At 72.8% G+C, this 13,269-nt stretch carries 8 protein-coding genes; 7 read left to right on the top strand and 1 reads right to left on the bottom strand.

What is annotated here, in order from left to right:
* The first annotated feature begins 171 nt into the window (after positions 1-171).
* The 4 genes from GA0070622_RS32630 to GA0070622_RS20295 all read left to right on the top strand — a co-directional run bounded on the left by GA0070622_RS32630 (position 172) and on the right by GA0070622_RS20295 (position 5,220).
* Positions 172-321 (top strand): hypothetical protein, encoded by a 150-nt coding sequence (locus tag GA0070622_RS32630; protein ID WP_172967795.1) that lies wholly within the window; start codon positions 172-174, stop codon positions 319-321.
* Positions 322-326: 5 nt separating this feature from the next.
* Positions 327-1,742 (top strand): methyltransferase domain-containing protein, encoded by a 1,416-nt coding sequence (locus GA0070622_RS20305; RefSeq protein ID WP_091575410.1) that lies wholly within the window; start codon positions 327-329, stop codon positions 1,740-1,742.
* Complete coding sequence (locus GA0070622_RS20300; RefSeq protein ID WP_091575406.1) at positions 1,735-3,780, top strand: sulfatase-like hydrolase/transferase; 2,046 nt, start codon at positions 1,735-1,737, stop codon at positions 3,778-3,780. The genes GA0070622_RS20305 and GA0070622_RS20300 overlap by 8 nt, the downstream gene beginning before the upstream one ends.
* Positions 3,781-3,936: 156 nt before the next feature.
* Positions 3,937-5,220 carry a citrate synthase gene (locus GA0070622_RS20295; protein WP_091575403.1) on the top strand — a complete coding sequence of 428 codons (1,284 nt, stop codon included), beginning with the start codon at positions 3,937-3,939 and terminating at the stop codon, positions 5,218-5,220.
* A 189-nt stretch (positions 5,221-5,409) separates the two neighbouring features.
* Here GA0070622_RS20295 and GA0070622_RS20290 read toward each other — a convergent pair whose 3' ends face one another.
* Positions 5,410-6,807: a glycosyltransferase family 4 protein gene (locus tag GA0070622_RS20290; RefSeq protein WP_091575400.1), complete on the bottom strand. Its 1,398-nt coding sequence runs from the start codon at positions 6,805-6,807 to the stop codon at positions 5,410-5,412.
* 295 nt (positions 6,808-7,102) lie between these two features.
* Here GA0070622_RS20290 and glgX point away from each other — a divergent pair, with 295 nt between their 5' ends.
* The 3 genes from glgX to treZ are packed head-to-tail and all read left to right on the top strand — an operon-like array spanning position 7,103 to position 13,257.
* Positions 7,103-9,223, top strand: coding sequence for a glycogen debranching protein GlgX (glgX, locus tag GA0070622_RS20285; protein WP_091575397.1), 2,121 nt, complete (start codon positions 7,103-7,105; stop codon positions 9,221-9,223).
* Between the two features lie 3 nt (positions 9,224-9,226).
* Positions 9,227-11,527, top strand: a complete 2,301-nt coding sequence (treY, locus tag GA0070622_RS20280) for a malto-oligosyltrehalose synthase (RefSeq protein ID WP_091575394.1) — start codon at positions 9,227-9,229, stop codon at positions 11,525-11,527.
* The gene (gene treZ / locus GA0070622_RS20275) at positions 11,524-13,257 is read left to right on the top strand and encodes a malto-oligosyltrehalose trehalohydrolase (protein ID WP_091575391.1); all 1,734 of its coding nucleotides are present in this window, start codon (positions 11,524-11,526) and stop codon (positions 13,255-13,257) included. Before treY ends, treZ begins: the two co-directional genes overlap by 4 nt.
* Positions 13,258-13,269 lie beyond the last annotated feature (12 nt).

Raw genomic sequence — 13,269 nt, 5'->3', positions numbered from 1 at the left:
CTAGGCCGCCCGGGCCCCTTCGGTCTTGAACGGATCGGACGGGGGACGAGTCACCGGTGTGCCCGCGCGTCCGGATCGCAGGGCGTACGGTGAGTGACAAGTCCGGCTTAGAGCAATAAAGCTCGCATACCGGGCTGCGCTCCGATGACCGGCGAGGGAAGGAAAGCAGTCGTGACGCACCTGGCCTACCTGGACGCGGGATCCGGCAGTCTCATCGTGCAGGCGGTGGTCGGCGGGGTGGCCGGAGTGGCCGTGGCCGCCAAGCTCTACTGGCGCCGCCTGGTGTCCCGCTTCCGCCGTCAGCCCACCGACCAGGGCTGACCGGCGTGACGATCCCCGACACCGGCGTACGCGTCGAGCCCGGCTCGTTCCGCGACCCCGGCAACCGCGTCTTCCACCGCGGCGACGAGGTGCTGCGCGGCCTCGACGAGCGCTCCGCCCGCGACTGGCGCGCCCTGTCCGCCGCCGACTTCTTCCGGAACCTCACCGCCACCGGTCAGGTCGTCGGCACCGAGGAGCTGACCCCGACACCGGTCGACGCGCCCTGGGCCGCGGTGCTGCGACACGAGCGGATCCCGTTCGTGTCGCACCCCTACGAGTGGTCGTACGCGATGCTGCGCGACGCGGCGCTGCTGCACCTGGACGTGCTGGGCGCCGCGCTGGACGCCGGCTTCACCACCAAGGACGGCTCGGCCTACAACGTGCAGTGGCGCGGCGCCCGGCCGGTCTTCATCGACGTCGGCTCCTTCGAGGCGCTGCGCGACGGCGAGCCCTGGGCCGGCTACCGGCAGTTCTGCCAGACGCTGCTCTACCCCCTGCTCGTCCAGGCCCACCTCGGCCTGGACTTCCAGCCGTTCCTGCGGGCCCGCGTCGACGGGATCGAGCCGGACCAGATGCGCCGGTTGTTCGCCGGGACCCGACGCTTCCGGGCCGGCGTGCCCACCCACGTGCACCTGCACGGCGCGATGCAGGCCCGCAACTCCGCCGCCAGCACCAGCGACGTCCGCGCCCAGCTGCGCGACGCCGGCTTCTCCCGGGAGCTGGCCCGGGCCACCGTACGCGGGCTGACGAAGCTGGTCCGCCGGCTCGACCACCGGTCCGGCGACAGCCACTGGACGGACTACCAGCGCACCTGCGCGTACTCGGTGCCGGACCGGCAGGCCAAGGAGACCTTCGTCGACCGGGCCGTCGCCGCCACCGGCCCCGGCACGGTGCTGGACCTGGGCGCCAACGACGGCCGGTACGCCCGCGTCGCCGCCCGGCACGCCGCGCACGTGGTCGCGGTCGAGCAGGACCCGGTCGTGGTCGACGCGCTCTACCGCGCCCTGCGCGACGAGGGGGAGCAGCGCATCCTGCCGCTGGTGCTGGACCTGGCCGACCCGTCGCCCGGCGGTGGCTGGCGCGGCGTCGAACGGGCCGCGTTCGCCGACCGGGCCCGCGCCGACGTGGTGCTCGCCCTGGCCGTGGTGCACCACCTGGCGATCGGCCGCAACGTTCCGCTGCCGGAGGTGCTGGACCAGCTCACCGCGTTCACCGCGACCGGCGGCGCCCTGGTGGTGGAGTTCGTCCACCCGGAGGACCCGATGGCCCGCCGGCTGCTGGCCAACAAGCCGGACGGGCTCTTCCCCGACTACCGGCGGGACACCTTCGAGGCGCTGCTGGCGCGCCGGGGGCGGGTGGTCGCCCGCACCGAGCTGCCGTCCGGCACCCGCACGCTCTACCAGGTGGTGGTGGGTGGCTGAGGACGTCCTCGCGCCACCGCGGGAGCGCCCGCCGGACACCGACCGGCCCCGGCGGCGGGCCGGCTGGCGGGCCGAGGCGGCGCGGCTGGCCGAGGTGGTGGCGCTGGTCGGGCTGGTGGTCACCCAGCCGCTGCTGGACGTGCTCGGTCGCAGCCCCGACTTCTTCCTGTTCCACCGCGCCGCGCGCGGCGACGTGCTGCTGCTGGTCGCCCTGATCGCGCTGGTGCCGACGCTGCCGTTCGCGGCGCTCGGCGCGCTGTCCCTGCTCGCCGGACGGGTCACCCGCGCCGTGGTGCACACGGTGATCGTGGGACTGCTGCTCGCCGCGTTGGCGGTCCAGGTCGGCCGGCACGTCACGCCGCTGCGCGGCGTACCCCTGCTGGTCGTGGCCGGTCTGGTCGGGGCCGCCGCGGCGGCCGCCCACCGGCGGTGGCGGGCGCTGCGCCGGATGCTGCGGGTGGCCGCGCTCGGGCCGGTGGTCTTCGTCGGGCTGTTCCTGTTCGCCTCCCCGGCCTCGGCCGTGGTGCTGCCGCGGGGCGAGGGTGGCGCGGCCGGGACCGCCGGCGCCGGCGCCCACCCGCCGGTGGTCATGATCGTGCTGGACGAGCTTCCGCTGGTGTCGCTGCTCGGCCCCGACGGGCGGATCGACGCCGCCCGCTATCCCAACTTCGCCGCGCTGGCCGCCGGGTCGACCTGGTACCGCAACGCCACCGGGGTCAGCGGCTGGACGCCGTACGCCCTGCCGGCGATGCTCACCGGGCGCTACCCCGAGCGGGGGGCGGCGCCGCACTACTCGCAGTACCCGGACAACCTGTTCACCGCGCTCGGCGGCCTCTACCAGATCAAGGCCGAGGAGAGCATCACCCGGCTCTGCCCGCCCAGCCGGTGCGAGCAGGCGATCACCCCGGAACAGGGGCTCGGCGTGCTGACCCGGGAGAGCGGGAAACTGCTGCGCCAGCTCGCCGCGCCGGTGGACAGCCGGGTCGACCCGGAGGACTCCTACCGCGAGCAGACCGCGGCCGAGGTCGGCCTGGACGCCGCCGAGCCGGTGCCCGACGACCCGAAGTTCCGCTGGGACACCCTCGACGACAACCAGCCCGCCCGGTTCACCGCGTTCCTGGCCGGCCTGCGCCCCGCCGACCGGCCCACGCTGCACTTCCTGCACCTGCTCATGCCGCACACGCCGTGGACGTACCTGCCTTCCGGGGCGCGCTACGACGCGCCGGAGGACCTGCCCAACGACGGCGCCGGCTGGGTGGACCTGGCCCGGGCCCGGCACCTGGCCCAGCTCGGCTACACCGACCGGCTGATCGGCGAGACGCTGCGGACGCTGCGCGCCACCGGCCTCTACGACAAGGCGCTGGTCATGGTCACCGCCGACCACGGGGTCAGCTTCCGCCAGGACTGGCAGGGACGCGGCATGGACGCCATCGACCACGCCGCGAACCAGGTGGCCTGGGTGCCGATGTTCGTCAAGGAGCCGGGCCAGCGGACCGGCCGGGTCGACGACCGCAACTGGGAACACGTCGACCTGCTGCCCACCATCGCCGACGAGACCCACATGCGGGTGCCCTGGTCGATGGACGGCCGCTCGGCGAACGCCACCGCGCGCGAGCGCGCCGACAAACGCTTCTACGACCGGCCCGGTCAACCCGTCACGATCACCGGCGGGGTGCCCGCGTCGGTGCCGCTGCCCGCCACCGACCCGCTGGTCGGCACCCGGGTCGGCGCCGTGTCGGCCGACGGCTCCGCCACGGTGGCCAACCTCGCCGCGTTCGACGCGGTCGACCCGGCGCGGGGTGCGCTGCCGGCGCTGGTCTGGGGGACCCTGCCCCCGTCGGTGCCGGACGGCACCCGGCTCGCGGTCGCGGTCAACGGCACGGTCGGCGCGGTGGTGCCGGTGGTGCCGCCGGACGCCGGTGGCCGGCGGTTCGCCGCGTTCCTCCCCGACGACCGGCTGTTCGCCGCCGGCGCCAACCGGCTCGAGCTCTACCGGGTGCAGGCCGACGGGAAGCTGCGGCGGCTCACCCTGTCCTGACCGGCAGCGCTCCCACCCGGTTTCCGACCCGGCAAGTCGGGAATCAGGTGACGCATACCTCACCCCGAAACCATGCCGAGCGTTGTCCGCCGCACCGTGATTACGGTAGAAGCGAAGGCAATTCAACGAAGATCTTGCCGGCGAAGCGAGGAACAGATGACGGAAGTCAAGCTCGACCACCCCGGTGGGCAGCTGTCGATGCCGGTGCAGTCCGCGGTCGAGGGCCCCGCCGGCATCGGGGTGAGCAAGCTGCTCAAGGAAACCGGGATGACCACGTACGACCCCGGTTTCGTCAACACCGCGTCCTGCTCGTCCGCGATCACCTACATCGACGGTGACGCGGGCATCCTGCGGTACCGCGGCTACCCCATCGACCAGCTGGCCGAGAAGTCCTCCTTCCTGGAGGTCTCCTACCTGCTGATCTACGGTGAGCTGCCGAGCCAGACCCAGCTGACCGAGTTCAGCGACCGGATCCGCCGGCACTCGCTGCTGCACGAGGAGATGCGTCGCTTCTTCGACGGCTTCCCCCGTGAGGCGCACCCGATGGCCGTGCTCTCCTCGGCCGTCAGCGCCATCTCGACCTTCTACCAGGACAGCCTGGACCCGTTCGACTCCGAGCACGTGGAGATGTCCACGATCCGGCTGATGGCGAAGGTCCCCACCATCGCCTCGTACGCGTACAAGAAGTCGATCGGCCAGCCGCTGCTCTACCCGGACAACTCGCTGGGCTACGTCGAGAACTTCCTGCGGATGACCTTCGGCGTGCCGGCCGAGCCGTACGAGGTCGACCCGGTGGTCGCCCGGGTGCTGGACATGCTGTTCATCCTGCACGCCGACCACGAGCAGAACTGCTCCACCAGCACGGTGCGGCTGGTCGGCTCCAGCAACGCCAACCTGTTCGCCTCGGTCTCGGCCGGCGTGAACGCGCTGTTCGGCCCGCTGCACGGCGGTGCCAACCAGGCCGTGCTGGAGATGCTCCAGAAGATCCAGGCCGACGGCGGCGACGTCCGCACCTTCGTGCAGAAGGTGAAGGACAAGCAGGACGGCGTCAAGCTGATGGGCTTCGGCCACCGGGTCTACAAGAACTACGACCCGCGCGCCGCGATCGTGAAGAAGGCCGCCCAGGACGTGCTCGGCCGGATGGCCAAGCCCGACCCGCTGCTGGACCTCGCGATGCAGCTGGAGGAGATCGCGCTCGCCGACGACTTCTTCGTCTCCCGCCGGCTCTACCCGAACGTGGACTTCTACACCGGGCTGATCTACAAGGCCATGGGCTTCCCGACCAAGATGTTCACGGTGCTGTTCGCGCTGGGCCGGCTGCCGGGCTGGATCGCCCAGTGGCGCGAGATGATCAACGACCCGGAGACCAAGATCGGCCGTCCGCGGCAGATCTACACCGGCGCCGCCGAGCGGGAGTACCTCCCCGCCGCCGACCGCTGAGGTGCAAGGAAGGGCCCCCTCTTAACGCCTGAGGTAGAGGAGGGGCCCCTTCTTAACAGACAGGCTGACGACAGAGGCCGCCGACCCGGCTCGGGTGGGCGGCCTCTGTCGTGCGCGTGTGCAGGCGTGCGGGAGGTGTTAAAAGGGGGCCCTTCCTCTACCGGAGGCGTTAAGAGGGGGCCCTTCCTTTCACCGCAGGCCGGCGGCGGTGAGGAGGTTGCCCTCGGGGAGGGCGGGCAGGGCACGGCCGGCGGCCATGCGCTGCTCGGCCCGGGCCGCGGTGAACGCCGGGTCGCCGGCGATCGCGGCGGCGTACGCGGCGGCCGTGCGGGACGCGATGGCGGCCCAGCCGTACTGCTCGTGCACCATGGTCCGGGCGCGCCGGGCCAGCGCGCGGGCCCGCTCCCGGTCCGACAGCAGCGCGTGCACCGCCTCGGCGAGGCCGTCCGGGTCGTGCGGGGCGAAGGTCATCCCGGTCACGCCCGGCTCGACGATCTCGGCCAGCCCACCGGTGCGGGACACCGCCAGCGGCGCGCCGGCCGCCGCGCCCTCCAGCGCGACCATGCCGAACGGCTCGTAGATGCTCGGCACCGCGAAGCAGTCCGAGGCGGCCATCACCGCGGGCAGGTCGGTGCCGCCGAGGAAGCCCGGCATGCTGACCGTGGCGCCGAGCCCGAGCCGGTGCACCTCGGCCTCCAGGTCCGCCTTGTAGGGGCCGTCGCCGACGATCACCGCACGCAGCCCGGGGTGCCGGTCGCGCAGTCGGGGCAGACCGGCGAGCAGGTGCTGCACGCCCTTCTCGTAGACCAGTCGGCCGGCGAACGTGACCAGCGGGCCGTCGCCGGCGAAGCGGGCCCGGGCGGCGGCGACCGCCGAGGCGGGCACCCGCCAGCGGTGCGGCTCGACCCCGTTGGGCACCACGTCGACCCGGGCCGGCTCCACGCCGAACAGCGCGCCCACCTCGTCGCGCATGTAGCCGGAGCAGACGATCACCCGGCCGGACTCACCGGCCAGCCACTGCTCGACGCCGTGGATGGTGCGGTTCATCTCCTCCGGCAGCCAGCCCTGGTGCCGGCCGGCCTCGGTGGCGTGGATGGTGGTCACCAGCGGCACGTCGAGGTGCTCGCGCAGCGTCATCGCGGTGTGCGCGACCAGCCAGTCGTGGGCGTGGATCACGTCGTAGACGCCCGACTCGGCGGCGCGCAGGGCGGCCCGGGTGAGCGTGTGGTTGAACGCCATGGTCCAGGCCAGCAGCGAGCCGGTGGCCAGTGGGAAGGTCACCGGGTCCTCGGCGGCGCGGACGATCCGCACGCCGTCGGCGTACTCCTCCAGCGGCGCGCCCTCGGCGTGCCGGGTGACCACGGTGACCTCGTGCCCGGCGGCGACCAGCGCGACGGAGAGCGCGTGCACGTGCCGACCGAGCCCACCCACCAGCACCGGCGGGTACTCCCACGACAGCATGAGGATGCGCCGCCTGCGGGGCGCGGCGCCGGGCTGCGGCGGCGGTGTCGGGCGGGAGGTCAGGGTGGGCCGGTGGAGCCGGTCCGTCGCGGTGGCGGGCTGCGCGCCGACCCGCAGAGAGGTCACGTCGATCTCCGTCCATGGCAGGGGAGGACACGCCGGCATCGGTGGCGGCGGAAGGCAGTGGTGAGGGATGGCCGAACGGCCGGGCGGAAACGCGCGGGCGCGTGTCCGCGATCCAGGAAAGTCCATCCGGCGCGAACCCGCATCTCGAAAAGGGCGATCGTGACGGACAACACCCGATCGTTTCGGTTACGGTCCGAACGGGTGGATTGGCGGCGCGTGAGGCGGGGCATCAACGGCGTGCGCATCGGCCGTCCCCCGTCCGGTGCGCTCACGATCATGGGCCCGAAGGAGCGACATGCAGGTCTGGCCGGGCGAGAGCTATCCCCTCGGAGCCACCTACGACGGGATGGGGACCAACTTCGCGATCTTCTCCGAGGTGGCGGAGAAGATCGAGCTCTGCCTGTTCGACGAGTGGGACATCGGCACCGAGCGGCGCGTCGAGCTGCGCGAGGTCGACGCGTACGTCTGGCACGCCTACATCCCGGGCGTGGAGCCCGGCCAGCGCTACGGGTTCCGGGTGCACGGGCCGTGGGACCCGGCCAACGGACTGCGGTGCAACCCGCACAAGCTGCTGCTCGACCCGTACGCGAAGGCGGTCGACGGTGAGGTCTCCTGGGACCCGTCGGTCTACGACTACGAGGTCGGCGGCGACCCGGACCGGATGAACACCGTCGACTCGGCACCGTTCATGCCGAAGTCGGTGGTGGTGAACCCGTACTTCGACTGGGGCAACGACAAGCCGCCGCGCACCCCCTACCACCACTCGGTGATCTACGAGGCGCACGTGCGCGGGCTGACCATGCGTCACCCCGGCATCCCGGAGGAGCTGCGCGGCACGTACGCGGCGATCGCCTCCCCGGTGATGATCGAGCACTTCAAGCAGCTCGGGGTGACCGCGGTCGAGCTGATGCCGGTGCACGAGTTCGTGCACGACCACCGCCTGGTCGACCTGGGGCTGCGCAACTACTGGGGCTACAACACCATCGGCTTCTTCGCCCCGCACCACGGCTACTCCGCGCTGGGCCGCCTGGGCCAGCAGGTGCAGGAGTTCCGGGGCATGGTCAAGGCGCTGCACGCCGCCGGGATCGAGGTCATCCTCGACGTGGTCTACAACCACACCGCCGAGGGCAACCACCTCGGGCCGTCGCTGAGCTTCAAGGGCATCGACACCCCGAGCTACTACCGGTTGTCTGAGGAGGATCGGCGCTACTTCGTCGACTACACCGGCACCGGCAACAGCCTCAACGTGCGCAGCCCGCACTCACTGCAACTGATCATGGATTCGCTGCGCTACTGGGTCACCGAGATGCACGTCGACGGCTTCCGCTTCGACCTCGCCGCCACCCTGGCGCGCGAGTTCTACGAGGTGGACCGCCTCTCCACGTTCTTCGAGGTGGTGCAGCAGGACCCGGTGGTGGGCCGGGTCAAGCTGATCGCCGAGCCGTGGGACATCGGCCCCGGTGGCTACCAGGTGGGCAACTTTCCGCCGCAGTGGACCGAGTGGAACGGCAAGTACCGGGACACGGTCCGGGACTTCTGGCGCGGCGAGCCGGCCACGCTGGCCGAGTTCGCGTCCCGCATCTCCGGCTCCGCCGACCTCTACCAGGACGACGGCCGCCGCCCGTTCCACAGCATCAACTTCGTCACCTGCCACGACGGCTTCACCCTCGCCGACCTGGTCTCCTACAACGACAAGCACAACGAGGCCAACGGCGAGGAGAACCGGGACGGGGAGAGTCACAACCGCTCCTGGAACTGCGGAGTCGAGGGGGAGACCGACGACCCGGGCGTGCTGGCGCTGCGGGCGCGGCAGCGGCGCAACTTCCTCGCCACGCTGATCCTGTCCCAGGGCGTGCCGATGCTCGGCCACGGCGACGAGCTGGGCCGCACCCAGCGCGGCAACAACAACGCCTACTGCCAGGACAGCGAGCTGGCCTGGGTGGACTGGGAGCGGGCCGACACCGAGCTGCTCGCGTTCGTGCGGCGGCTCACCGACTTCCGCAACCGGCACCAGGTGTTCCGCCGCCGGCGGTTCTTCACCGGGCTGCCGGTCGGCGGCCGGGCCACCGGCTCCGGCCTGCCGGACCTCGCCTGGTACACCCCGGACGGCCGGGAGATGACCGGCGAGGACTGGGGCAACGACTTCGGCCGCTCGGTGGCCCTGTTCGTCAACGGCGACGGCATCCCGGAGCGCGGCCAGTACGGCCAACGCCACCGGGACAGCTCGTTCCTGCTGCTGTTCAACGCGCACGACGCGCCGCTGGACTTCACGCTGCCCGGTGAGGAGTTCGGTCCCCGGTGGGAACTGGTGATCAGCACGGCGGAACCGGATCCGGAGAAGACCACACTGGTCGAGGCGGGGGGCACGGTCTGCGTACCGGACCGCTCGCTGCTGGTCCTGGAGAGGACGGCCTGACCCATGCCCGACACCCCTCGTTCCACCTACCGGGTGCAGGTGCGCCCCGGCTTCGACCTGGACGCCACGGCCGAGCTGGCCGACTACCTGTCCGCGCTCGGCGTCACCCACCTCTACACCGCGCCCCTGCTCACCGCCACCCCCGGTTCCCCACACGGCTACGACGTGGTCGACCCCCGGGCGGTCAACCCGGAGCTGGGCGGCGAGGCCGGCCGGCGGCGCCTGGTCCGGGCGCTGCGCGCGGCCGGGCTGGGCCTGGTCGTCGACATCGTGCCGAACCACGCCGGGGTGGCCCGTCCGGAGGCCAACCCGGCCTGGTGGGACGTGCTGCGCCGGGGCCGCGACTCGGCGTACGCGCACTGGTTCGACATCGACTGGGACCGCGGCCGACTGCTGCTGCCGGTGCTCGCCGACGCTCCCGACGCGCTCGACGACCTCAAGCTGGTCGACGGCGAGCTGCGCTACCACGAGCACCGGTTCCCGGTCGCCGACGGCACCGGCGACGGGACGCCCCGGCAGGTGCACGACCGGCAGCACTACGAGCTGGTGAACTGGCGGCGCGGGGACGCCGAGCTGACGTACCGCCGGTTCTTCGCCGTGTCGGACCTGGCCGGCCTGCGGGTGGAGGACGCGGCGGTCTTCGACGCCACGCACGCGGAGATCCTGCGCTGGGTCGACGCCGGCGACGTCGACGGCATCCGGGTCGACCACCCGGACGGTCTGCGCGACCCGGCCGGCTACCTGGCCCGGCTGCGCGCGGCCGCGCCGGAGAGCTGGCTGGTGGTGGAGAAGATCCTGGAGTACGGCGAGGACCTGCCGGACTGGCCGGTCGACGGTACCACCGGCTACGACGCCCTGGCGGCGGTCAGCGGGCTGTTCGTCGACCCGGACGCCGAACCGGACTTCACCGCGCTGGACGGCCGGCTCACCGGCCGGCACACCTCCTGGCAGGACCTGACCCACGGCACCAAGCTGGAGGCCGCCACCCGGCTGCTCGCCGCCGAGCTGACCCGCCTCGCCGCGTTCGTCCCCGAGCTGCCGCGCGAGCAGGTCCGCGCCGCCCTGGCCGAGCTGGCCGCGTGCTTCCCGGTCTACCGCGGCTACCCGCCCGAGGGGGCCCGGCACCTCGCCGCCGCCCGCAGCGAGGCCGGCCGGCGCCGGCCCGACCTGACCGGCGTGCTGGACGCCGTCACCGCCCGGCTCCGCGACCCCGACCACGAGCTGGCCGCCCGGTTCCCGCAGCTGACCGGCGCGGTGATGGCCAAGGGCGTGGAGGACACCGCCTACTACCGGTGGAGCCGGTTCGTGGCGCTCAACGAGGTGGGCGGCAGCCCGGCCCACTTCGGGGTGCCCCCGGCGGAGCTGCACCGGTTCGCCACCGCCCGCCAGGTGCGGTGGCCGGCGAGCATGACCACGCTGTCGACCCACGACACCAAGCGCGGCGAGGACGTGCGGGCCCGGCTCGCCGTGCTCAGCGAGATCCCCGGGCGCTGGGCCGAGCGGGTGACCGACTGGATGTCCCGGGCCCCGCTGGCCGACCCGGCGCTGGCCCACCTGCTCTGGCAGACCGCCGTCGGCGCCTGGCCGGTCGAGCGGGACCGGCTGCACGGGTACGCGGAGAAGGCCGCCCGGGAGGCGTCGGTCAGCACCAGCTGGGCCGACCCCGACCCGGCGTTCGAGCACGAGATGCACGCCCTGGTCGACCGGATGTACGACGACCCGGAGCTGCACGCGCAGATCACCGCGTTCGCCGACGAGATCACCCCGGCCGGCTGGTCGAACTCGCTCGGGCAGAAGCTGGTCCAGCTCACCATGCCCGGCGTTCCGGACACCTACCAGGGCACCGAGCTGTGGGAGAACTCCCTGGTCGATCCGGACAACCGGCGGCCGGTCGACTTCGCCGTACGCCGCAAGACGCTGGCCCGGCTCGACGCCGGCTGGCGGCCGGCGGTGGCCGCCGACGGCGCGGCCAAGCTGCTCGTGGTCTCCCGGACGCTGCGCCTGCGCCGCGACCGCCCGGAGCTGTTCGCCGGCTACCGGCCGGTGCCGGCGCACGGACCGGCCGGCGCGCACGCGGTGGCCTTCGACCGGGGTGGCGCGGTCGCGGTGGCGACCCGGCTGCCGCTGCGGCTGGCCCGCTCGGGCGGCTGGCGGGACACCACCCTGTCACTTCCCGTTCACGAGTGCACCGACTTGTTCACCGGTCGGGTCTACAGTGGTTCTGAGCTGCTCCTGGATGATCTGCTGAGCACCTATCCCGTCGCCCTCCTCGCACCCACCGACTCTGTGGAGGCCGCCGCATGACCGAGTTCACGGTGTGGGCGCCCGAGGCCGCCCGGGTGCGGCTGCGCCTGCCCGGCGTCGCCGACCACGAGATGCGCCCCGGGCGGTCGGGCTGGTGGCGGGTCGAGGTGCCCGACGCCGGTCCGGGCACCGACTACGCGTTCCTGCTCGACGACGACGAGCAGGCGCTGCCCGACCCCCGGTCGGCGTGGCAGCCGGCCGGGGTGCACGGCCCCAGCCGCCTCTACTCGCACGCCGCTTTCGACTGGACCGACGCGGCCTGGACCGGTCGGCAACTGCCCGGCAGCGTCCTCTACGAGCTGCACATCGGCACGTTCTCCCCGGAGGGCACGTTCGACGGCGCGATCGCCCGGCTCGACCACCTGGTCGACCTCGGCGTCGACCTGGTCGAGCTGCTGCCGGTCAACGCGTTCAACGGCGAGCACAACTGGGGCTACGACGGCGTCTGCTGGTACGCCCCGCACGAGCCCTACGGCGGGCCGGACGGGTTGAAGCGGTTCGTCGACGCGGCCCACGCCAAGGGCCTGGGGGTGATCCTCGACGTCGTCTACAACCATTTCGGGCCCTCCGGGGCCTACGCGCCGCGCTTCGCGCCGTACCTCACCGAGCAGAGCAACACCTGGGGCCGCACGGTCAACCTGGACGGTCCGCACTCCGACGGGGTGCGCCGCTACATCGTCGACAGCGTGCTGATGTGGCTGCGCGACTACCACGTCGACGGGCTGCGGTTGGACGCCGTGCACGCGATGCCGGACGGTCGGGCCACCCACTGGCTGGAGGAGGTGGCCACCGAGGTGGAGGCGCTGTCGACGCACCTCGGCCGGCCGCTGTCGCTGATCGCCGAGAGCGACCTCAACGACCCGACGCTGATCACGCCGCGCGAGGCCGGCGGCTACGGCCTGCACGCCCAGTGGAACGACGACGCCCACCACGCGCTGCACACGCTGCTCACCGGCGAGCGGCAGGGCTACTACGGCGACTTCGGCTCCCTGGAGTGCCTCACCGACGTGCTGACCGGCGCGTTCTTCCACGCCGGCACCTGGTCCAGCTTCCGCAACCGAAGCCACGGCCGACCGGTCGACCGGCAGCGCACCCCGGGTCACCGCTTCGTGGCCTACCTGCAGAACCACGACCAGATCGGCAACCGGGCCACCGGTGACCGGATCTCCGCCACGCTCTCGCCCGGGCTGCTGCGGGTCGGCGCCACCCTGCTGATGACCGCGCCGTTCACCCCGATGCTGTTCATGGGGGAGGAGTGGGCGGCGACGACGCCGTGGCAGTTCTTCACCAGCCATCCGGAGCCGGAGCTGGCGACGGCGGTGGCCACCGGCCGCAGACGCGAGTTCGCCGCGCACGGCTGGCCGGAGGGGGACGTGCCGGACCCGCAGGACCCGCAGACGTTCCTGCGGTCCCGGCTGGACTGGGCCGAGCTGGACAAGCCCGAACACCGCGAGATGTACGAGTTCCACCGGCGGCTGATCACGCTGCGCCGGTCCCGGGCCGACCTGTCCGACCCCCGGCTGCACCGGGTCGAGGTGCGCCACGGCGACCAGTTCCTGGTGATGCGCCGGGGCTCGACGCTGGTGGTGGCCAACCTGGCCGACCGGCCACAGCGGGTGAACCTGCCCGGGGTGGTCCGCCGGGTGCTGCTGGCGACCTCCGAGGGGGTCACGGTGATGCGCGACGGCATCGAGCTGCCGGCCGAGAGCGCGGCGATCGTCTCCCTCTGAGCGTCGCGGTCC

It is taken from the genome of Micromonospora sediminicola, from assembly GCF_900089585.1.
Classification (GTDB): Bacteria; Actinomycetota; Actinomycetes; order Mycobacteriales; family Micromonosporaceae; genus Micromonospora; species Micromonospora sediminicola.
The sequence above is the reverse complement of the archived record's forward strand: the minus strand, read 5'-3'. Positions and strand labels throughout refer to the sequence as shown.